Genomic DNA, 19,652 nt, shown 5'->3' on the forward strand with positions numbered 1-19,652 from the left:
GGTGCCCGTTCGTCCTACGCCGTCCGCCCGAGCCGCTCGTACTGCCGCTCCAGCCCGTCCAGCAGTGCGGTCAGCCCGGTCTCGAAGGCCCGTTCGTCGATCTTCTCCTGCTGTTCGGCGAGGCGGTGGGCCTGGCCGAGGTGGGGGTAGTCGGCCGGGTCGTAGGCCGTCTCGTCGTCGACGAAGCCGCGCGCGAACGAGCCGAGCGCGGAGCCCATGACGAAGTAGCGCATCAGCGCGCCGATGGACGTCGCCTGGGCGGGCGGCCAGCCCGCGTCGACCATCGCGCCGTACACGGCGTCCGCGAGGCGCAGCGCGGCCGGGCGGCGGCCGGGGCCGCGGGCCAGGACCGGCACGATGTTCGGGTGGTCGCGCAGCGCGGCCCGGTAGGAGACCGCCCAGTCGTGCAGTGCCGTCCGCCAGTCCCGGCCGTCCTCGAACATCGACAGGTCGACCTGCGCGCTGACCGAGTCCGCCACCGCCTCGAGGATCTGGTCCTTCGTACGGAAGTGGTTGTAGAGGGACGGGCCGCTGACCCCGAGTTCGGCGGCGAGCCGACGGGTGGAGACGGCAGCGAGACCCTCCGTGTCCACCAGCGCCCGCGCGGTGTCGACGATACGGGCGGTGCTGAGGAGGGGCTTGCGCGGTCGGGCCATGGCGCACATAGTAGGGCTGCGCTGTTAAACTAGCAGTGCTAATTTAAATGTGCGGCTTTCAAAGACCTTCCCTGGGGTGACGCGTCGTGAATCTGGAGCTCAGTGACGAGCAGGGCGCGGTCCGGCAGCTGGCCGAGGACTTCGTGGCCCGTGAGATCGCCCCGAACGCCGTCGAGTGGGACCGGGCCGAGGAGGTCGACCGGTCGATCGTCAGGAAGCTGGGCGAGGTCGGGTTCCTCGGGCTCACCATCGACGAGGAGTTCGGCGGTTCGGGCGGCGACCATCTCGCGTACTGCCTGGTGACCGAGGAGCTGGGCCGGGGTGACTCGTCCGTGCGCGGGATCGTGTCCGTCTCGCTCGGCCTCGTCGCCAAGAGCGTCGCCGCCTGGGGGAGCGAGGAGCAGAAGCGGCGGTGGTTGCCCGGGCTCACCTCGGGTGAGCTGGTCGGGTGCTTCGGGCTCACCGAGCCGGGCACCGGCTCGGACGCCGGCAACCTCGCCACGAAGGCCGTCCGTGACGGTGACGACTTCGTGATCAACGGCACCAAGATGTTCATCACCAACGGCACCTGGGCCGACGTCGTCCTCCTGTTCGCCCGCTCCACGGACGCCCCCGGCCACCAGGGCGTCTCCGCCTTCCTGGTACCGGCCGACACGCCCGGACTGAGCCGCCGTCCCGTCCACGGCAAGCTCGGCCTGCGCGGCCAGGCGACCGCCGAGCTGGTCCTGGAGGACGTCCGCGTGCCCGCCTCCGCGATGCTGGCGCCCGAGGGCAAGGGCTTCTCCGTCGCGATGTCCGCTCTCGCGAAGGGGCGCATGTCGGTCGCGGCGGGCTGCGTCGGCATAGCCAGGGCCGCCCTGGACGCGGCCGTGCGGTACGCGGGTGAGCGGGAGCAGTTCGGGAAGACCATCGCCCACCACCAGCTCGTCCAGGAACTCATCAGCGACATCGCCGTCGACGTGGACGCGGCGCGGCTGCTGACCTGGCGGGTCGCGGATCTGGTCGACCGCGGTCTGCCCTTCGCCGTCGAGTCCTCCAAGGCCAAGCTCTTCGCCTCCGAGGCGGCCGTGCGCGCCGCGAACAACGCCCTGCAGGTCTTCGGCGGCTACGGCTACATCGACGAGTACCCGGCGGGCAAACTCCTGCGCGACGCCCGGGTCATGACCCTCTACGAGGGCACGAGCCAGATCCAGAAGCTGCTCATCGGCCGCGCCCTGACCGGGGTTTCGGCGTTCTGAGTACGCCCGTGAGCACGCGCGCGGATGCGGCGGCGGCCTTTCGCGGCCGACCCGGCCCGTATGAGTGAGACTCGGGCCGGACGGCAGAGCACGGCCGGGAGCCGGGAGCCGGGAGCCGCGAGCGCGTGCGCTAAGCGCCCGCTCACCTTCGGGGGTATGGTGTTCGTCCTGCCAGTGGAAGGGGCGAGCGATGAGTACGGCGGAGGAGACGGCCGGCGGCGAGATGCAGCCGTGGGGCGAGGTCACCCCTGACGCGGCCCGGCGGCTGCTGGTCGCCGCCGTCGAGGCCTTCGCCGAGCGTGGCTACCACGCCACGACGACACGCGACATCGCCGGCCGCGCCGGCATGAGCCCGGCCGCGCTCTACATCCACTACAAGACCAAGGAGGAGCTGCTCCACCGCATCAGCAGGATCGGGCACGAGAAGGCGCTGCAGATCCTGCGCACCGCGGCGCGGGGCGAGGGCACGGCCGCCGAGCGGCTCGCCGACGCCGTGCGCTCCTTCGTCCGCTGGCACGCGGCGCAGCACACGGTCGCCCGGGTCGTGCAGTACGAACTGGACGCGCTCGGACCCGACTCGCGCGCGGAGATCGTCGCCCTGCGCCGTCAGGTCGACGCCGAGACGCGCGGGATCATCGAGGACGGCGTGGCGGCGGGCGAGTTCGACGTTCCCGACGTGCGTGGCACCACCCTCGCCGTGCTCTCGCTCTGCATCGACGTGGCCCGCTGGTTCAAGGTGGACGGCCCCCGCACCCCCGACGAGGTCGGCGCGCTCTACGCCGACCTCGTGCTGCGGATGGTGGGCGCGGGGAAGCAGCCGCGCCGGGGCCGCTCAGAAGTGGGGGAGTAGCCGCGCCGGGCCGCCCAGAGGTGGGGGAGTAGCCGCGCCGGGCGGCTCAGAGGTAGTAGCGCGACACCGACTCGGCCACGCACACCGGCTTGTCGCCGCCCTCGCGCTCCACGACGAAGGCGACGGTCACCTGCACCCCGCCCTGCACGTCCTCGACGCCGCTGATCGTCGCGGTCGCGCGCAGCCGGGAGCCGACCGGGACCGGGGCGGGGAAGCGCACCTTGTTCGTCCCGTAGTTGACGCCCATCTTCACGCCCTCGACCCTGATCAGCTGCGGTCCGAACAGCGGAAGCAGCGACAGCGTGAGGTAGCCGTGCGCGATGGTCGTGCCGAAGGGTCCGGCGGCGGCCTTCTCCGGGTCCACATGGATCCACTGGTGATCGCCCGTGGCGTCCGCGAACAGGTCGATCCGCTTCTGGTCGATCTCCACCCAGTCGCTGTACCCCAGCTGCTCGCCCACCGCCGCCTTCAGCTCGTCGGCGGACGTGAAGGTCCTCGGCTCTGCCATGTTCCCGGCCTCTCGCGTCACGAAGTCACCAACCCTAAGCAACTGCTTAGCATGGTCGGGTCGGGGAGCCATGTCAACGGACCGGGCGTGCGGCGTCGTGGGTAGGCTCCGAGGGGTGCCCCAGATTCCCGAGAAGATCCACGAGCTGACCGTCGGCCAGTTGTCCGCCCGCAGCGGCGCCGCGGTCTCCGCCCTGCACTTCTACGAGTCCAAGGGCCTGATCAGCAGCCGCCGCACATCGGGCAACCAGCGCCGCTACCAGCGTGACGCGCTGCGCCGGGTCGCCTTCGTGCGCGCCGCGCAGCGCGTCGGCATCCCGCTGGCCACCATCCGTGAAGCCCTCGCCGAACTCCCCGAGGAGCGCACCCCGACCCGGGAGGACTGGGCCCGGCTCTCCGAGGCGTGGCGCTCCGAACTCGACGAGCGCATCAGGCAGCTGAGCCGTCTGCGCGACCACCTCACGGACTGCATCGGCTGCGGCTGCCTCTCCCTGAAGACCTGCGTCCTGTCCAACCCGGACGACGTCGTCGGGGAGCGGCAGGCGGGCTCGCGGCTGATGGTGGAGCGGGGCGGGGACCGCCGGAAGCGGACCCGGACGCCCGAGGGGCCCGAGAACCGCTGTTGAGCAGGCCGCACCTGGCGGGCGCGGGCGCGCGGCGCCGGCGCCCGCCCAACCGCGCCCCCGGGCCCCTCTCATCCCCGGCTCACTCGTACTCCGTGCCGCCCTTGCGCGTCAGATAGGCCGGGCTCACCGCCTTGGCGATCGCCCTGCCCCCGGTCACCGGGCTGTAGCGCTCGGCGACCGGCCGGATCACCACACCCTCGCGCAGATGCAGCTCACGCCCGGACACGGTCTCCCGTCCCGAGGCGACCTCCAGCACGCGCCCGATGTCGAAGGGCCCCTCGTACAGCCGTGGCACCAGCGGCAGTTCCCCGGCGAGCGCCTCCGCGGCGTCCAGCCAGCGCACCGCCCCGTCGATCTCCGCGGACACGTCGAAGACGGCGTACCCCAGGGTGTCGCGCCGGCCGTCGGCGCCGTACGTCAGATCCTGGACGCCCGCGCCGTACACCTCGGCGAAGATGCCCACCCGGCGCGCGCCGAGCCGCTCGGCGAGCCGGGCCGCTGCCTCGGGAGCGCCGTGGCCGCGTACCGCCCGCCAGTAGAGGTTGCGTGGATCCTCCTCGAGCGCCAGGGACCTGGCCCCGAAGCCCTTCGAGGAGACGAGCACGCGGTCCTCGTCCGCCACGTAGGTCAGCAGGCACGCCGAGCCGTGCAGCTTCTCCGTCAGGACGACGGGCTCGCCCGGCTCGAAGACGTCCGGGTAGCGCTGGATGTTCTCGATGTCGACCCACGGCAGCAGCTCCGGCGCGGACTCCACCTCGCCGCTCATGGTGGGTGGGATCGGCGGCACCCACTTGGTGATGCCGAGTACCTCCGCGAAGTCGGTCCCGTCCGCCGCGGCCTGCGCGAGGTCGACGCCCGCCAGCACCCTGGGGCGGCACACGATGCCCTGCGACAGCTCGCCCCGCAGCCGCACCGCCTTGACCCGGTCGGACCTGCCGCCCGCCAGCCGACCGGTCAGCCCCAGCTCCTCGATCAGCCCGGTCGGCAGTACGGACTGCTCGGGGATGTAGACGGCGGTGTCACCGGAGCGGTACTGGCCCTTGGCGACGACGGCTCGATACAGGCCCACCTGGGCCAGTTCGAGCGCGTCGGCGTTCGGATGCTCGTGGACGGTCAGCACTTCGGCGGTGACGCGCAGCGTCGACATCGGGACTCCTCGGGTTCCTCAGCTGTGTTTCATCGCCCCCAACTGTCCTTGGGGCAAAGGGCTGGAGCCACCGGATTTGCGACTGGTAGCGTCGCTGCCTCCGACCGGCGGCCGGGCCGAAGTCCGCGCGCTCCCTCACGAGCCGTGCTGGAACCGTCTGTACTGAGCCAGTCCCTCGGTCACCAACTGGGCGTTCGAAACCGCCCAGTGGCCGTCGGGAAGGACCAGGGTGTCCCCCAGGCCGACGCGGGTCGCGAGACCGAGGCGTCCGGCCAGGCGCAGCACCGGCCAGGCGCCGCCCTCCTCGCCGTGCAGGAGTACCGGGCGGCCGGGGTGGCCGTGCGGGCGGCCGAGGGCGCACAGCAGGGCGTGCGCGGTCTGTTCGGCCGTGTGCGCGGCGGGGTCCGTCACCTCCGCGAGCAGCCGCAGCACCGTGCCCCGCAGCGGGGACACCGCGAACCGTGCGGCGCCGTCCGTGCCGGAACGGATGCCCGCCTCCACCCCGATCCCGCGGTCCAGCAGCGCCGCCGCGACCTCCTCCGCGCCCGGCTCGTGCCAGTCGACCGAGGCGTGGTCGGGCAGCACGGTCCATGAGCGGATGCGTGACACGCGGGCCGCCGGGTCCGGCTCCGCCCGGGCAGCCGTGGTCACACCGACGGGGACGCTGACGCGCGCCCGTATCTCCCGCAGCACCGCCGCGACCGCCCGTGCGGACAACGTGTCCTGTCCGCACGGTGTCTTGGGATGGACATGTACCTCCGTCGCGCCCGCCGCCACGGCGGCCGCCGCCGATTGCGCCATCGCGCCCGGCGACATCGGCACCACCGCGCTGTCGGCCGGTGAACGGGCGCCGTTCAGACACACCTGGACCATGTCATCGATGGTGCCGGACTCCACCGACAGTTGGGGGTGCGGCATCCCCGGCGCACCCCCGTGCCCTCAGGCCGACACCAGCAGCCGTGCCCGCCTGGCCTCCCCCAAGGCCTCGGGCGTCAGTACGGGCCGCGGCACCACGATCCCGCAGTCCGTGCAGACCGGGCCCGACGAGGGCTCGTGAGCCAGGTCGTACTTCCAGATGAGGTGCTCACCGGCGCACACCGGGCACGTCGAGCCCGGCTCGCGCTCCAGCGCGGCGATGAGCCGGCGCAGCACCTCCGCCAACGGTCCACGAGGGTGGACACGAGGGTCGTCGCACCAGGCGACCCCGAATCCGCCCCAGGTCAGCCGGTGCCAGTCGTCCACACTGCCCGGCCTGCGCAGTCCGTCGTGCTTCTCCTTCTTGCGGCGCTGCGTGAACTCGGCCTCGTAGCCGAGCCAGACGGAGCGGGCCTCCTCCAGCTCCTCCAGTGCGGCCACGAGCCGCGCCGGATCGGGGGATCGGTCCTCGGGGCCGAACCCGGCCCGTGAGCACAGATGGTCCCAGGTCGCCCGATGCCCGTAGGGGGCGAACTTCTCAAGGCACTTGCGCAGCGAGTAGCGCCGCAGCGCCAGGTCGCACCTGGGGTCGCGCACCTGTCTCGCCAGACTCCGGAAACCGGCCATCGCCCTGCACCTCCGTCACACCTGCACCTGTACTTCGGTCACTTCGGCGTCGTCGTACGGACGTCGCCGAATAGACGTATCGACACGCGATTCGGCTCCATCTGTTTTCCGCTGACCTCCACAAGCCGCTGCCTAACGGTTGAAAACTGACGCATGTTCAATTTCAATCGCAGGGATACCGGCGGTAACGCCTGTCTGCCCCCATCCGTCGGGAGGAGCTGCCATGCCACGGCGCACCCCACGCAACGTCCTCGACAGACTGAGAACTCCCCGCAGATTTCCGAAGTTCCTCAAGGCGGCCGCGATATGCGCCCTCGTGGGGGGTCTTTTGTCGCCAATCCCCCAGGCCGCCGCTGCCGGTACCGCGTCCGCCGGCGACTACTGCGGCGGCCGGTGTTCGGACATCCTCCCGCCGGGCGAGAACGGCAACGCGACCCTCGTCGAGATCATCCTCAACCAGGCCTTCGGCACCCAGCCCGGCCACGCCGAGGACCAGCTCGGCCCCTACGCCAACCTGGCCACGGGCTACTCCGCCCTCACCGACGCGAAGATCAACACCTTCTTCGACGACGCGTCGTTCGGGGTCCCTTCCGATCAAGTCGCTTCCACCGAGAAGCCCGCGGGCCGCGGCGACGTGGCGATCGTCCGGGACAAGAAGACGGGCGTCCCGCACATCACCGGTACCACTCGATACGGCACCGAGTTCGGCGCCGGTTATGCCGCGGCCGAGGACCGGCTGTGGCTGATGGACGTCTTCCGGCACGTCGGACGCGGCCAGCTGACCTCCTTCGCGGGCGGCGCGCCCGCCAACCAGGGCCTGGAGCAGCAGTTCTGGCGCAACGCTCCCTACACCGAGGCCGATCTGCAGGCCCAGATCGACAACGCGGTGGCCGCCGCCGGTGACCGCGGCAAGCAGGCCCTCGCCGACGTGGGCGCCTATCTGAACGGCGTCAACGCCTACATCGACGCCTCCGACGGCGGCCGCTACTTCCCCGGCGAGTACGTCCTGACCGGCCACAAGGACTCCATCACCAACGCCGGCACCATCGACCACTTCAAGGTCACCGACCTGGTCGCGCTCGCCTCCGTCATCGGCGCGCTCTTCGGCTCGGGCGGTGGCGGCGAGGTCAACAACGCGATCTCCCTGCTGGCCGCCCAGTCCAAGTACGGCGTGGCGGAGGGCACCAGGGTCTGGGAGTCCTTCCGTGAGCGCAACGACCCCGAGGCCGTCCTCACCGTCCACAACGGCGAGAGCTTCCCGTACGCGTCGAGGCCCGACAGCCCGCAGGGCGAGGCGCTGCCCGACGCCGGTTCGGTGACCCAGGAGCCGCTCGTCTACGACCGCACCGGCAGCGCGACCACCTCCGGTGCCACCCGCGCGTCCACCACGGCGGCCACCACCGCACTGACCTCCGCCCGGCGCGGGATGTCCAACGCCCTCGTGGTGAGCGGCAAGTACACCGCGAGCGGCCACCCGATCGCCGTCTTCGGCCCGCAGACCGGCTACTTCGCACCCCAGCTGCTCATGCTCCAGGAGATCCAGGGACCGGGCATCAGCGCGCGCGGCGCCTCCTTCGCGGGGCTGAGCATGTATGTCGAACTGGGCCGTGGCCAGGACTACTCGTGGAGTGCCACGACCTCCGGCCAGGACATCATCGACACCTACGCGGTCGAACTGTGCCAGGACGACTACCACTACCTGTACCACGGCACCTGCACGGCCATGGACAAGGTCGAGCAGAAGAACTCCTGGTCACCGACGACCGCCGACTCCACCGCGGCCGGCTCCTACACGATGCGGGCCTGGCGCACCAGGTACGGGCCCGTGGAGTACCGCGCCACCGTCGGCGGCAAGAAGGTCGCCTACACCACCCTGCGCTCGTCCTTCCTCCACGAGGCCGACTCGATCATCGGCTTCCAGATGCTGAACGACCCCGACTACGTCAAGGGCCCGCAGGACTTCCAGAGCGCCGCGCAGCACATCAACTACACGTTCAACTGGTTCTACGCCGACTCCCAGCACACCGCGTACTACAACAGCGGCGACAACCCGGTGCGCTCGAGCGGCGTCGACGCCGACTTCCCGGTCTGGGCGCAGCCGGCCTACGAGTGGAGGAACTGGAACCCGGCGACGAACACGGCCGACTACACGCCGGCGTCCGAGCACCCCAACTCCATCGACCAGGACTACTACGTCTCCTGGAACAACAAGCAGGCCAAGGACTACACGACCGCGCCCTGGGGCGACGGGTCGGTCCACCGCGGCAATCTGCTGGAGGACCGGGTGAGGAAGCTGGTGGCCGCCGGTGGGGTGACCAGGTCCTCGCTGGTGAAGGCGATGGCGGACGCGGCGCTGGCCGACCTGCGCGCGGAGGACGTGCTGCCGAGGCTTCTGAAGGTCGTCAACAGCTCGACGGTGACCGACTCGACGGCCGCGGCGGCGGTGAGCAAGCTGTCCGCCTGGGTGTCGGCGGGCGCTAGGCGCACGGAGACCTCGGCGGGCTCGAAGACCTACGCCGACGCCGAGGCGATCCGCATCCTGGACGCCTGGTGGCCGCTGCTGGTGAAGGCCGAGTTCGAGCCCGGTCTGGGCAGCGACCTCTACACGGCCATCGGTGGCAACCTGCCGGTCGACGAGTCCCCGTCGGCCGCGCACGGCCCGACCGGCGCGCACGCCGGAAGCTCCTTCCAGTACGGCTGGTGGAGCTATGTCGACAAGGACATCCGGGCGGTGCTCGGGGAGACGGCGCAGGGTCAGCTCGCGCGGCAGTACTGCGGCGGCGGCAGCCTCGGCTCGTGCCGCGACGTCCTGATCGGCACCCTCAAGCAGGCGGCCGGTATGACGGCGTCCCAGGTCTATCCGGGCGACGACCAGTGCTCGGCCGGTGACCAGTGGTGCGCCGACTCGATCGTCCAGCGCACCCTGGGCGGTATCAAGCACGGCAGGATCAGCTGGCAGAACCGGCCGACGTTCCAGCAGGTCGTGGAGTACACGTCGCACCGGTGAAACGTACGAACGGCGGCGGGTCAGCCCACCCGGCCCGCCGCCAGCACCACCTGGGCCAGCTCCGGATGCAGGATGTCGCTGTGCGCGCCCGAGGGCGGGTCGCCGTGGCAGACCACCGCGGCGGCGTCGATGTTGACGCAGCCGGACGTGGGCAAGGGGGAGACCAAGGCCTGTTGCAGGGACAGCGCGGTCGTGCCCGGCACCGCCTGCACCCCGTCGTGCCCCATGGCGCCCCACCGGACGCCCAGCAGCCCGCCGATGTCGAGGCCGGCGAACGAACGGTCGTCGTCGGCCATCCGCGAGGCCAGCGGGTACATCGTGCCCAGGGCGCTGTCGAAGCGGGAGTAGCAGCAGACGAGGGGACCGTCGACGCGGTTCTGCTGCCCCTGCAGAACACCGCCGGTGTGGTCGTCGTCGGGCACCCGGGCGGCGAACGCGTAGTGGGAGAAGGCCCCTTGGAGCAGGGTCACGGACTTCACCGTGCGCACTCCGGCGGGCAGCCCCCGCAGCGCGAACGACACCAGCCGCCCGCCGAAGCTGTGCCCCACCAGATGTACCCGCACGTCCGTCGCCGCGTTCGCGAGCCGTCCGATGGCCGGGCCGAGCCCGCGCTCACCGACCGTGCCGGCGCGCTGTTTCATCGCGTAGTACGTCGCCTGCCGCAGCAGCTCGCGGGCCCCGTCCCATGGGTTGGGCAGCGTGAACGACTCCTGGCCGCCCGGCGATTCCAGCCCGGCCAGCGCTTGCGCGAGGACTTGGCAAACCTCTGCGGCGGACCCGGTGAACATCGCGGGCTCGCTCTGGGGCACCCCCTCCGTCACCGTGTCCGCCGTGAACCGCGCCGGCCCTCCCGTCGGCACCACCTCGACGAGCCCCCGCACCAGCCGCCCGAACTCCTCCAACTCGGTCTGGCCGCCAGTGTGTCGATCCAGCATCAGGGCGATCCGGTCGATGACCGCCGCCCGGCCCGGAAAGGTCTTCAGCAGTGCCTGCCGGGTGTCCTTGTCGAGCGCCTGCCGCGGCGGCAGCTCGGCGACGACGGCACGCGGGAAGTCGGGGATCGGCTCGTCCGAGAACAGCATCGACGGCCAGATCACGCCGACGTAGCCGATCCTGGCCGCGGGTGCGAGCTGCGGAAACGGTGCGAAGAAGTGGCCGTAGAGACTGGTCGCTCCCGACCGGTCGTTGTTCCAGCCGTGTGCGAAGACGATCAGGTCACGGACGTCGTGCCGCGTGACCTCGGCGATCAGCCGGTCCCGCTCGGCGGCGTCCACGTCCCCGTCCGCGTCGAAGGTCAGCTCCCAGTAGGGACTCACGCTCATTGCCGATACCGCCATGACAGGCCCCCTTCGCCCCGAGGTCGAGTGCGCTGTGGGGCGCATCGTCCTGCCGGTGGGGGAGGTTGGCCATATGTCATGCCGCATCCGTACACGAGACCGGCGGAGTCCGTGACCGGGTCCATACCGAGGCAGCCTTCCCTCGCTACATACCGACTGGTTAGTCTGACGCTCGCAGCAGAGCCGACTGCAGCAGAGCCGATTCGCGTCGCGTCGAAGGAGACCGATGGTGGAAGCCGTGCAGGATGCGGGAGTGGTCGTCACCGGAGCGGGGGGCGGCATCGGAGCCGCGCTGGCCCGCCGCTTCGCCGCCGAGGGGGCCCGGGTCGTCGTCAACGACCTGGACGCCGGCCGGGCGCGGGCCGTGGCCGACGAGATCGGCGGCATCGCGGTCCCGGGCGACGCCTCCGCGATCGTGACCGAGGCGCGGGAGGCCCTCGGCGGCACGGTGGACGTCTACTGCGCCAACGCGGGCCTCGGCTCCGGCGGCACCGAGGCCGCCGACGAGGAGGTGTGGGCGCAGGCCTGGGACGTGAACGTCATGGCGCACGTACGGGCCGCCCGCGCGCTCCTGCCCGCCTGGCTGGAGCGCGGCCGGGGCCGGTTCGTCTCCACCGTCTCCGCCGCCGGACTGCTCACCATGATCGGCGCCGCCCCGTACAGCGTCACCAAGCACGGGGCCTACGCCTTCGCCGAGTGGCTCTCGCTGACGTACCGGCACCGCGGCCTCAAGGTCCACGCGATCTGTCCCCAGGGCGTGCGCACCGACATGCTGACCGCCTCCGGCAGCGCCGGTGATCTCGTGCTCGCACCCACCGCGATCGGGCCCGAGGACGTCGCCGACGCGCTCTTCAAGGGCATCGCGGAGGACCGGTTCCTGATCCTGCCGCACCCCGAGGCCGCCGCGTACTACCAGGCGCGCGCCACCGAGCCGGACCGCTGGCTGACCAATATGAACCACATCCAGCAGAAGTGGGAGGCGGTCCGGTGACCGCCTCCCGTTACGCCGCCAAGCCCTGGCTCGCCCTTCTCGACGACGCCCAGCGCGCCCCGATCAGCCCCGCCGAGTCCCTGGTGCACGCCCTGCGCGAGGCCCCCGCCGACCGCACCGCCCTCGCCTACTTCGACGGCCGGATCACCTACGCCGAACTGAACGAGCTGACCGACTCCGTCGCCGGGTACCTGGCCGCCCACGGCCTCCGGCGCGGCGACCGCGTCGCGATCCTGCTGCAGAACTCCCCGCACTTCGTGCTCGCCCTGCTCGGTGCCTGGAAGGCCGGCGCGACCGTCGTGCCCGTCAACCCGATGTACAAGTCGGGCGAGGTCACCCACATCCTCAAGGACGCGGACGTGACGGCCCTGGTCTGCTCCGACCGCGCCTGGGAGTCGTATCTGCGCCGGACGGCCGCCGGCTCGCCGGTCCGTATCGTGCTCACCGCCTGCGAACGGGACCTCCAGACCCGCGACGACACACGCGTACTGGCCTTCGAGCGGCTGCCGGTGGCCGCCGACGCCGACGATCTCGTGACCGTCGCCCGCCAGGGGGACAAGGCTCCCGAGGGCCGCGCCCCGAGCCCGTCCGACATCGCGCTGATCAGCTACACCTCGGGCACCAGCGGCACCCCCAAGGGGGCCACCAACACGCACGGCAACATCATGTACAACGCCGAGCGGCAGCGGACGGGCCTCGGCCTGCCCGAGGCGCCGGTCTACTTCGCGCTGGCGCCCCTGTTCCACATCACCGGGATGGTCTGCGAGCTCGGGGCCTGCCTCACCAGTGGGGGCACGCTCGTCCTGGCCTACCGCTTCGAGGCGGGCGTCGTCCTCGACGCGTTCGCCGAGCACCGGCCGCACTACACCGTGGGCCCGTCGACCGCCTTCATGGCGCTGGCCGCCCACCCGTCCGTCACACCCGACCACTTCGCCTCCTTCCGGATCATCTCCTCCGGCGGGGCCCCGCTGCCGCCCGCCCTGGTGGAGAGGTTCCGGTCCGGCTTCGGGCCGTACATCCGCAACGGGTACGGCCTCACCGAGTGCACCGCCCCCTGTGCCTCCGTGCCGCCCGGCCGGGAAGCCCCCGTGGACCCGGTCTCCGGGACGCTGGCCGTCGGCGTGCCGGGTCCCGACACGGTCGTGCGCATCGTCGACGACCAGGGCGCGGAGGTGCCGTTCGGCGAACAGGGCGAGATAGTCGTACGAGGTCCGCAGGTCGTCCCCGGCTACTGGCGGCGACCCGAGGCCACCGCGGAGACCTTCCCGGACGGCGAGCTGCGCACCGGCGACATCGGCTTCATGGACGAGCGGGGCTGGCTGTACGTCGTCGACCGCAAGAAGGACATGATCAACGCGTCCGGCTTCAAGGTGTGGCCGCGCGAGGTCGAGGACGTCCTGTACACCCACCCGGCGGTGCGCGAGGCGGCCGTGGTCGGGGTGCCGGACGGTTACCGCGGGGAGACCGTCAAGGCGTACATCAGCCTGCGGCCCGGCGCCGAGACGGACCCGGACGCGCTGGCCGCGTACTGCAAGGAGAGACTGGCCGCTTACAAATACCCCCGTCAGGTGGAGATCCTGCCCGACCTGCCGAAGACGGCGAGTGGGAAGATCCTCCGTCGGGAACTGCGATCCCGGTCGCAGCCGAGCCAGTAGACATCGAGGAAAGGCAGGTGGCGGCAGTGCCCAGAACGACGGACGGGGACGGTACGCCCGTCCCGCAGCGGCTGCTGGCCGCCGCCACCCGGCTCTTCGCCGATCAGGGGTACGACCGCACCTCCGTACAGGAGATCGTCGAGGCGGCCGGCGTCACCAAGGGCGCGCTGTACCACTACTTCGGGTCGAAGGACGATCTGCTGCACGAGGTGTACGCGCGTGTGCTGCGTGTGCAGCAGGAGCGCCTCGACGCCTTCGCGGACGCCGACGAGCCGGTCGAGAAGCGGCTGCGGGACGCGGCCGCGGACGTCGTCGTCACCACGATCGAGAACCTCGACGACGCGATGATCTTCTTCCGTTCCATGCACCATCTCAGCCCCGAGAAGAACAAGCAGGTACGGGCCGAACGACGGCGCTATCACGAGCGCTTCCGCGCCCTGATCGAGGAGGGCCAGAAGGCGGGCGTGTTCTCCTCCGCCACGCCCGCCGACCTGGTCGTCGACTACCACTTCGGCTCCGTGCACCATCTGTCGACGTGGTACCGCCCGGACGGGCCGCTCAGCCCCCAGCAGGTCGCCGACCACCTGGCGGACCTGCTGCTGCGCGCGCTGCGTCCGTAGCGGGTCGATGCACACGCGCAAGGGGCGGCCGCCGGTGCGGCCGCCCCTTGCCCAGGCTCAGAGGTACTTCTTCAGCTCCCGGCGCGCCAGCGACCGCTGGTGCACCTCGTCCGGACCGTCCGCGATCCTCAGCGTCCGGGCGCCCGCCCAGAGCTCGGCCAGCGGGAAGTCCTGGCTCACACCACCCGCGCCGTACAGCTGCACCGCCTTGTCGATGATGTCGACGACCGTTCGCGGAGTGGCGATCTTGATGGCCTGGATCTCGGTGTGGGCGCCCTTGTTGCCGACGGTGTCCATCATCCACGCGGTCTTCAGGACCAGCAGCCGCAGCTGCTCGACGGCCACGCGCGCGTCGGCGATCCAGTTGTGGACCACGCCCTGCTGGGCCAGCGGCTTGCCGAACGCCGCCCGGGTCACCGCCCGCCTGCACATCAGCTCGATCGCCCGCTCGGCCATGCCGATCAGACGCATGCAGTGGTGGATGCGCCCGGGGCCGAGACGGGCCTGGGCGATGGCGAAGCCGCCGCCCTCCTCGCCGATCAGGTTCGACAGCGGCACGCGCGCGTGGTCGAGGACCACCTCGGCATGACCGCCGTGATAGTGGTCCTCGTAGCCGTACACCTGCATCGCACGCCGGACGTGTACGCCGGGGGTGTCGCGCGGGACCAGCACCATGGACTGCTGACGGCGGATGTCGGACCCGTCCGGGTCCGTCTTGCCCATCACGATGAAGATCCTGCAGTCCGGGTTCATCGCCCCGGAGATGTACCACTTGCGGCCGGTGATGACGTACTCGTCGCCGTCCCGCTCGATGTGCGTGGTGATGTTGGTGGCGTCCGAGGAGGCCACCTCGGGCTCGGTCATCGCGAACGCCGAGCGGATCTCACCGGCGAGCAGGGGCTGGAGCCACTGCTTCTTCTGCCGCTCGTCGCCGAACTGCGCGAGCACCTCCATGTTGCCCGTGTCGGGCGCCGCACAGTTCAGCGCGGTGGGCGCCAGCTGCGGCGAGCGGCCGGTGATCTCGGCGAGCGGGGCGTACTGGAGGTTGGTGAGGCCCGCGCCATACTCGGAGTCCGGCAGGAAGAGGTTCCACAGGCCCTGCCGGCGGGCCTCGGCCTTCAGCTCCTCGACGATCGCGGGGGTGTCCCACGGCGAGGCGAGCTGCGCGCGCTGCTCGTGGGCGACGGCCTCCGCCGGGTAGACGTACTCGTCCATGAAGGTGAGCAGCTTGGCGCGCAGCTCCTCGGTGCGCGCGTCGAATGCGAAGTCCATGGCGGATCAGCCCTCCTGAAGGGTGGTCAGGCCGTGTTCGATGAAGACGGGCACCAGTTCGCCGATGCGGTCGAAGCCGGCACCGACCGTCTGGCCCAGCGTGTAGCGGTAGTGGATGCCCTCCAGGATCACGGCGAGCTTGAACCAGGCGAACGCCGTGTACCAGGGCACGGCCGTGACGTCACGCCCCGAGCGGGCGGCGTACCGGTGGATCAGCTCGGCCGGGTCCGGGTGCCCCGCGGCCGTGGCGGTGGTGGAGATGGGGGAGTCGGGCAGCCTGAGCGGCACGCTGTACATCACCAGCAGGCCCACGTCCGTGAGCGGGTCGCCGAGCGTGGACATCTCCCAGTCGAGGATGGCGGCGATCCGGTCGTCGTCGCCGAGCAGCACGTTGTCCAGGCGGTAGTCCCCGTGGATCACCGTGGGCGCGGGAGAGGCCGGCAGTTCGCGGCCGAGTGCCGCGTGCAGCTCGTCGATGCCGGGCAGCTCGCGGTTGCGGGACGCGTCCAACTGCTTGCCCCAGCGGCGCAGTTGACGGTCCAGGAAGCCCTCCGGGCGGCCGAAGTCCGCGAGCCCCACCTCGCCGGGGTCCACCGCGTGCAGCTCGACCAGCGTGTCCACCAGACCGAGGATCGCCTCCCTGGTGCGCTGCGGGCCGAGGGGGTCCAGCTGCTCGGCGGTGCGGTAGGGGGTGCCCTCGACGAAGTCCATCACGTAGAAGGGGGCGCCCAGCACCGAATCGTCCTCGCACAGCAGCACCGGACGCGGCACCGGAACGGCCGTCGGGTGGAGCGCACTGATCACCCGGTGCTCACGCTTCATGTCGTGCGCGGTGGCCAGGACGTGCCCGAGCGGGGGACGCCGTACGACCCACCGGTCGGTGCCGTCCGAGACGGCGTAGGTGAGGTTCGACCGCCCGCCCTCGATCAGCCGGCCGGTCAGGGGGCCGTTCACCAGTCCGGGCCGCTCGGTGTCGAGCAGGCCGCGCAGCCGGTCGAGATCGAGACCTGGCGGGTGGTCTGGGCTCATCGTTGCTCCTACGGGCATGGAAACAGGACCTGCCTCATGATGCCGACCGGTCGGTATGTCGTCCAGTGCGCGGAGCAAACGTGATCGGCGCCACCACGCCATCGTGGCGCCGATGTCCCGGGACGGCACGGCGGCGCGTCGCCGCCGTGCGCTGTGTTTCAGGCGTGGCTGACCATCATCTCGTCAGGCATGGCTGACCATCATCTCGCCGCCGTTCATCACGGCCATGTCCCGGAAGGGGGGAAGCGGATCGAGGGGCGCGCCCTCGGGCAGCCCGTCCAACTCGGCCTACACGCGGTGCAGATTGGCCACCAGCCGCTCGCTCTCGCGCAGCCGTGCTCGCCGCTGGTCGTCAGTGGTCGTCAGTGGTCGTCCCAGTGCCCCTCGTGCTCGGCGTGCCGATGCCCGTCGTGCAGATAGTCGACGTGGTCACCGTGCTGCACCCGGCGGTGGCCGCAGCCCTCGTCGTGGTGGTGGCCGTGCTCCTGGTGGGTGACGTGCTCACCGGGCTCGCACTCGTCCCAGTGGCCGCTGTGCTCGCGGTGCAGGTGCCCGTCGTGGGCGTAGTCGACGTGGTCCCCGTGGGGTACGGCGTCATGCCCGCAGGCCGGTCCGTGGCTGTGCTGGTGCGCGGTGTGTTCCTGGTGCGGCGTGCTCATGGCGCTCACCTTCGGGGGTGTCGTGCGATGACGGCTCAGGCTAACGGGATATATCGGTGCATTTCCGTTTCATTCAACCTGTGTACCATCCGGGTACCCCGAGTGCCTTCCGAGCGCCTTCAGCGCTTCAGCACCTTCAGAACAGCAGCGCCACCGCGCACACCGCAACCGCGGCCGTGCACAGGGCCGCGGCGGCGGCGTGGCGGGGTGCGAGGGGCGGCGGGCCGTCGGTGTCCCCGCCGGCCAGGGCGCGGATGCGCAGGTGGGCGAGGACCAGGAAGCCGAACCAGAGCAGGCCGCAGACGGCGACGACCGTGAAGCCCGCCGCCGTCCTCCCGTGCAGCGCCGCCTTCACCGCCAGCACGGAGGCGACGGTGCACGCAAGGGTCGTACGCCGCCATGCGAGCCGGGTGCGCTCCGGCTGGAGCCCCGGGTCGCGCGGCCGGTCCTGGTCGCTCATCCTTCCCAGCCGACGAGGACGACCGCGACCATGGCGATCGCCACCACCGCGACGGCGATGCCCAGCATCGCCGGGAAGCGGGACACGGGAAGGTCCTCGCCGCGCCGCATCGCCCGCTCGCAGCGGACCCAGTGGTTGACGGCCCGCAGCGAGCACAGCACCCCGGCGGCGAGCAGCGCGAGGGCGAGCCCGACACGCCAGGCCCAGCGCAGGTCCGGCAGGAACTGGTCCACGGCGAAGCCGCCGCCGATCAGCGCGAGCGCGGTGCGCAGCCATGCGAGAAAGGTGCGCTCGTTGGCCAGCGAGAAGCGGTAGTCGGGTGTACGGCCTTCCTGCCTGACTTCCTGGGGCGCGAACCACAGCCGGACGTTCCGTACGAATTCGCTCACGCCCAGGACCCTACCGGGCCGCTGTGCTCGGTTCGCCGCCGGGCGTCCGCGTGGGCCTCGGGGGCGGTCAGCCCGTGGACCGGCGGTAGGCCTTGAGCCGTTCGTACGCGGCGAGCCCGTCCGGGACCCACTCCCAGTCGGAAAGCCGGCGATCCACCTCGTCCTCCGTCAGGAAGTCGTGCCAGGCGACCTCCTCGGCCTGGGGACTGACGGGCAGGTCGCAGCGGACCTGGTAGACCGAGGACCACCAGGTCCGGGCGGCGCCGTCGTCGTACAGGAACTTGAACAGCGGCTCGGGGCGGGGCAGACCGCTGACGCCGAGTTCCTCCTCGGCCTCCCGCAGGGCGGCGTCGTCGTAGGTCTCGCCCGCGCCGACGACCCCGCCGACGAACATGTCGTACAGGGAGGGGAAGACCAGCTTGGTGTGGGTGCGGCGGTGCACGAAGACACGGCCCTCGGCGTCCCGCGCCTGGATGAACACGCACCGGTGGCGCAGCCCGCGCGCGTACGCCTCACCGCGCGGCGACTGGCCGACGACCCTGTCGTCCTCGTCCACGATGTCGAGAAGCTCATCAGCGGCACTCATGGAACCCATCCAAGCATTCCGGGTCCCCGGGCCCACCGCGCGGTCCCCGAAGCCCTACCGAAGTGGGCTGCGGCGGGGACCCGCGCTGGGCGGAGCTCCGGGGGCCCATGGCATCAGGCGACCGGTTGCGAGGTCGCGGCCCGGCGGTCGCTGACCCACCCCCGCCGCAGCGTCCCGAGCCCTCACCCAGGTTGCAGGTCCCGCTCGCGCTCGGGCTCCGACGATCCCCGCGGCATGGCCGGGTGCAGCCCGAGCAGCACGATGCCGAGGACGATCGCCGCCAGCCCCGCCGCCTCCCAGGCCAGCGCGCCCGTGTCGGTGCGAAGCCGGTCACCGAGGAAGCCCACCCCGCACAGGATTCCGGCCAGCGGCTGGGCCGCGGTCAGCGCGGGCAGGGACATCCGCAGCGGCGCAGTCTCGAAGGCGCTCTGCACCAGGATCAACCCGGTCACCCCGAGAGCCAGCACCCCGTACGGCTGCCAGCTGGTGAAGAACTCGGCCCAGCCCCCCTCCGTGAGCCGCTGCCCGCTCACCCGGGTCAGCGCGTCCTGCACGCCGTACAGCAGCCCCGCCGCAAGGCCCAGCAGCATCGGCCCGATGATCAGCCGTGACTTCTTCGCATACGTCGTCAGCAGCAGCGCGAGGCCGACCATCACACCGATGATCACCCAGTGCCGTACGGGATCCGTGATCGCGACGCCCCCTTGGGGCCTGCCCGCCACGATGAACGCCGTGACGCCACCGGCGAGCAGCGCCAGTCCGGCCCACCCCTGTCGGCCCAGGGACTGCTTGGTCTGGCGGCGGGACTCGGCCATCGCGAACAACAGGTTCGTGGCGACCAGCGGCTCCACCAGGGAGATCTCGCCGTGGGCCAGCGCGATGGCACTGAGGATCATGCCCGCCACCATCAGGCCGATACCGCCGAGCCAGCGAGGCATCTTCACCAGGTCCAGCAGCAGCCGGGGGGAGAGGAAGTCGCTCAGCGGTGCCTGCTGGGCGGCGTTCTGCTGCAGCACGAATCCGGTGCCCAGGCAGAAGGCCGCGCTGACGGCGAGAGCCAGAACCAGTACCGACACGCTGT

General features: G+C 71.3%; 20 protein-coding genes. 7 read left to right on the forward strand and 13 right to left on the reverse strand.

Translation table 11 applies throughout. The annotated features are described in order from the left end of the window. Window positions 1–14: 14 nt before the first annotated feature. On the reverse strand, window positions 15–656 hold the full coding sequence (locus tag ASC56_RS19045; RefSeq protein WP_055492667.1) for a TetR/AcrR family transcriptional regulator: 642 nt from the start codon (window positions 654–656) through the stop codon (window positions 15–17). Between the two features lie 86 nt (window positions 657–742). On the opposite strand from ASC56_RS19045, the gene ASC56_RS19050 reads away from it, so the two are divergent. Next, window positions 743–1,894, forward strand: coding sequence for an acyl-CoA dehydrogenase family protein (locus tag ASC56_RS19050; RefSeq protein WP_055492668.1), 1,152 nt, complete (start codon window positions 743–745; stop codon window positions 1,892–1,894). 190 nt (window positions 1,895–2,084) lie between these two features. Beyond that, a complete protein-coding gene (locus ASC56_RS19055) occupies window positions 2,085–2,744 on the forward strand; it encodes a TetR/AcrR family transcriptional regulator (protein WP_055492669.1) in 660 nt (219 codons plus the stop codon). A 46-nt stretch (window positions 2,745–2,790) separates the two neighbouring features. On the opposite strand, the gene ASC56_RS19060 is transcribed toward ASC56_RS19055, so the two are convergent. After that, complete coding sequence (locus ASC56_RS19060) at window positions 2,791–3,252, reverse strand: MaoC family dehydratase (protein ID WP_055492670.1); 462 nt, start codon at window positions 3,250–3,252, stop codon at window positions 2,791–2,793. Between the two features lie 115 nt (window positions 3,253–3,367). Between ASC56_RS19060 and soxR the strand changes: the two genes are divergently transcribed. Continuing rightward, window positions 3,368–3,877: a redox-sensitive transcriptional activator SoxR gene (gene soxR, locus ASC56_RS19065; protein ID WP_055492671.1), complete on the forward strand. Its 510-nt coding sequence runs from the start codon at window positions 3,368–3,370 to the stop codon at window positions 3,875–3,877. A gap of 79 nt (window positions 3,878–3,956) precedes the next feature. Here soxR and ASC56_RS19070 read toward each other — a convergent pair whose 3' ends face one another. The 3 genes from ASC56_RS19070 to ASC56_RS19080 all read right to left on the reverse strand — a co-directional run bounded on the left by ASC56_RS19070 (window position 3,957) and on the right by ASC56_RS19080 (window position 6,566). Further along, window positions 3,957–5,024 (reverse strand): RNA ligase (ATP), encoded by a 1,068-nt coding sequence (locus ASC56_RS19070; protein ID WP_055492672.1) that lies wholly within the window; start codon window positions 5,022–5,024, stop codon window positions 3,957–3,959. A gap of 135 nt (window positions 5,025–5,159) precedes the next feature. Beyond that, window positions 5,160–5,897 (reverse strand): 3-keto-5-aminohexanoate cleavage protein, encoded by a 738-nt coding sequence (locus tag ASC56_RS19075; RefSeq protein WP_055492989.1) that lies wholly within the window; start codon window positions 5,895–5,897, stop codon window positions 5,160–5,162. 66 nt (window positions 5,898–5,963) lie between these two features. Then, on the reverse strand, window positions 5,964–6,566 hold the full coding sequence (locus ASC56_RS19080; protein ID WP_055492673.1) for a hypothetical protein: 603 nt from the start codon (window positions 6,564–6,566) through the stop codon (window positions 5,964–5,966). Between the two features lie 223 nt (window positions 6,567–6,789). On the opposite strand from ASC56_RS19080, the gene ASC56_RS19085 reads away from it, so the two are divergent. Then, complete coding sequence (locus ASC56_RS19085; protein WP_055492674.1) at window positions 6,790–9,573, forward strand: penicillin acylase family protein; 2,784 nt, start codon at window positions 6,790–6,792, stop codon at window positions 9,571–9,573. Between the two features lie 20 nt (window positions 9,574–9,593). On the opposite strand, the gene ASC56_RS19090 is transcribed toward ASC56_RS19085, so the two are convergent. Next, complete coding sequence (locus tag ASC56_RS19090; protein ID WP_055492675.1) at window positions 9,594–10,910, reverse strand: hypothetical protein; 1,317 nt, start codon at window positions 10,908–10,910, stop codon at window positions 9,594–9,596. Between the two features lie 226 nt (window positions 10,911–11,136). Between ASC56_RS19090 and ASC56_RS19095 the strand changes: the two genes are divergently transcribed. The 3 genes from ASC56_RS19095 to ASC56_RS19105 are packed head-to-tail and all read left to right on the forward strand — an operon-like array spanning window position 11,137 to window position 14,176. Continuing rightward, window positions 11,137–11,901 (forward strand): SDR family oxidoreductase, encoded by a 765-nt coding sequence (locus tag ASC56_RS19095; RefSeq protein WP_055492676.1) that lies wholly within the window; start codon window positions 11,137–11,139, stop codon window positions 11,899–11,901. Then, window positions 11,898–13,556 (forward strand): class I adenylate-forming enzyme family protein, encoded by a 1,659-nt coding sequence (locus ASC56_RS19100; RefSeq protein WP_055492990.1) that lies wholly within the window; start codon window positions 11,898–11,900, stop codon window positions 13,554–13,556. Before ASC56_RS19095 ends, ASC56_RS19100 begins: the two co-directional genes overlap by 4 nt. A gap of 26 nt (window positions 13,557–13,582) precedes the next feature. Beyond that, complete coding sequence (locus ASC56_RS19105) at window positions 13,583–14,176, forward strand: TetR/AcrR family transcriptional regulator (protein ID WP_055492991.1); 594 nt, start codon at window positions 13,583–13,585, stop codon at window positions 14,174–14,176. A gap of 57 nt (window positions 14,177–14,233) precedes the next feature. On the opposite strand, the gene ASC56_RS19110 is transcribed toward ASC56_RS19105, so the two are convergent. The 7 genes from ASC56_RS19110 to ASC56_RS19140 all read right to left on the reverse strand — a co-directional run bounded on the left by ASC56_RS19110 (window position 14,234) and on the right by ASC56_RS19140 (window position 19,647). After that, on the reverse strand, window positions 14,234–15,448 hold the full coding sequence (locus ASC56_RS19110; protein ID WP_055492677.1) for an acyl-CoA dehydrogenase family protein: 1,215 nt from the start codon (window positions 15,446–15,448) through the stop codon (window positions 14,234–14,236). Window positions 15,449–15,454: 6 nt separating this feature from the next. Beyond that, the gene (locus ASC56_RS19115) at window positions 15,455–16,477 is read right to left on the reverse strand and encodes a phosphotransferase family protein (protein ID WP_055492678.1); all 1,023 of its coding nucleotides are present in this window, start codon (window positions 16,475–16,477) and stop codon (window positions 15,455–15,457) included. A 362-nt stretch (window positions 16,478–16,839) separates the two neighbouring features. Then, window positions 16,840–17,136, reverse strand: a complete 297-nt coding sequence (locus ASC56_RS19120; RefSeq protein ID WP_055492679.1) for a hypothetical protein — start codon at window positions 17,134–17,136, stop codon at window positions 16,840–16,842. Window positions 17,137–17,272: 136 nt separating this feature from the next. Beyond that, the gene (locus ASC56_RS19125) at window positions 17,273–17,596 is read right to left on the reverse strand and encodes a DUF202 domain-containing protein (protein WP_055492680.1); all 324 of its coding nucleotides are present in this window, start codon (window positions 17,594–17,596) and stop codon (window positions 17,273–17,275) included. After that, window positions 17,593–17,985 (reverse strand): YidH family protein, encoded by a 393-nt coding sequence (locus ASC56_RS19130; RefSeq protein ID WP_055492681.1) that lies wholly within the window; start codon window positions 17,983–17,985, stop codon window positions 17,593–17,595. The genes ASC56_RS19125 and ASC56_RS19130 overlap by 4 nt, the downstream gene beginning before the upstream one ends. Window positions 17,986–18,052: 67 nt before the next feature. Then, complete coding sequence (locus ASC56_RS19135) at window positions 18,053–18,571, reverse strand: NUDIX hydrolase (protein WP_055492992.1); 519 nt, start codon at window positions 18,569–18,571, stop codon at window positions 18,053–18,055. Window positions 18,572–18,753: 182 nt separating this feature from the next. Next, entirely contained in the window at window positions 18,754–19,647 is an 894-nt protein-coding gene (locus ASC56_RS19140) for a DMT family transporter (RefSeq protein ID WP_055492682.1), read from the reverse strand. Window positions 19,648–19,652 lie beyond the last annotated feature (5 nt).

This window comes from Streptomyces sp. TP-A0356 (genome assembly GCF_001417775.1).
In the GTDB taxonomy this organism is placed as follows: domain Bacteria; phylum Actinomycetota; class Actinomycetes; order Streptomycetales; family Streptomycetaceae; genus Streptomyces.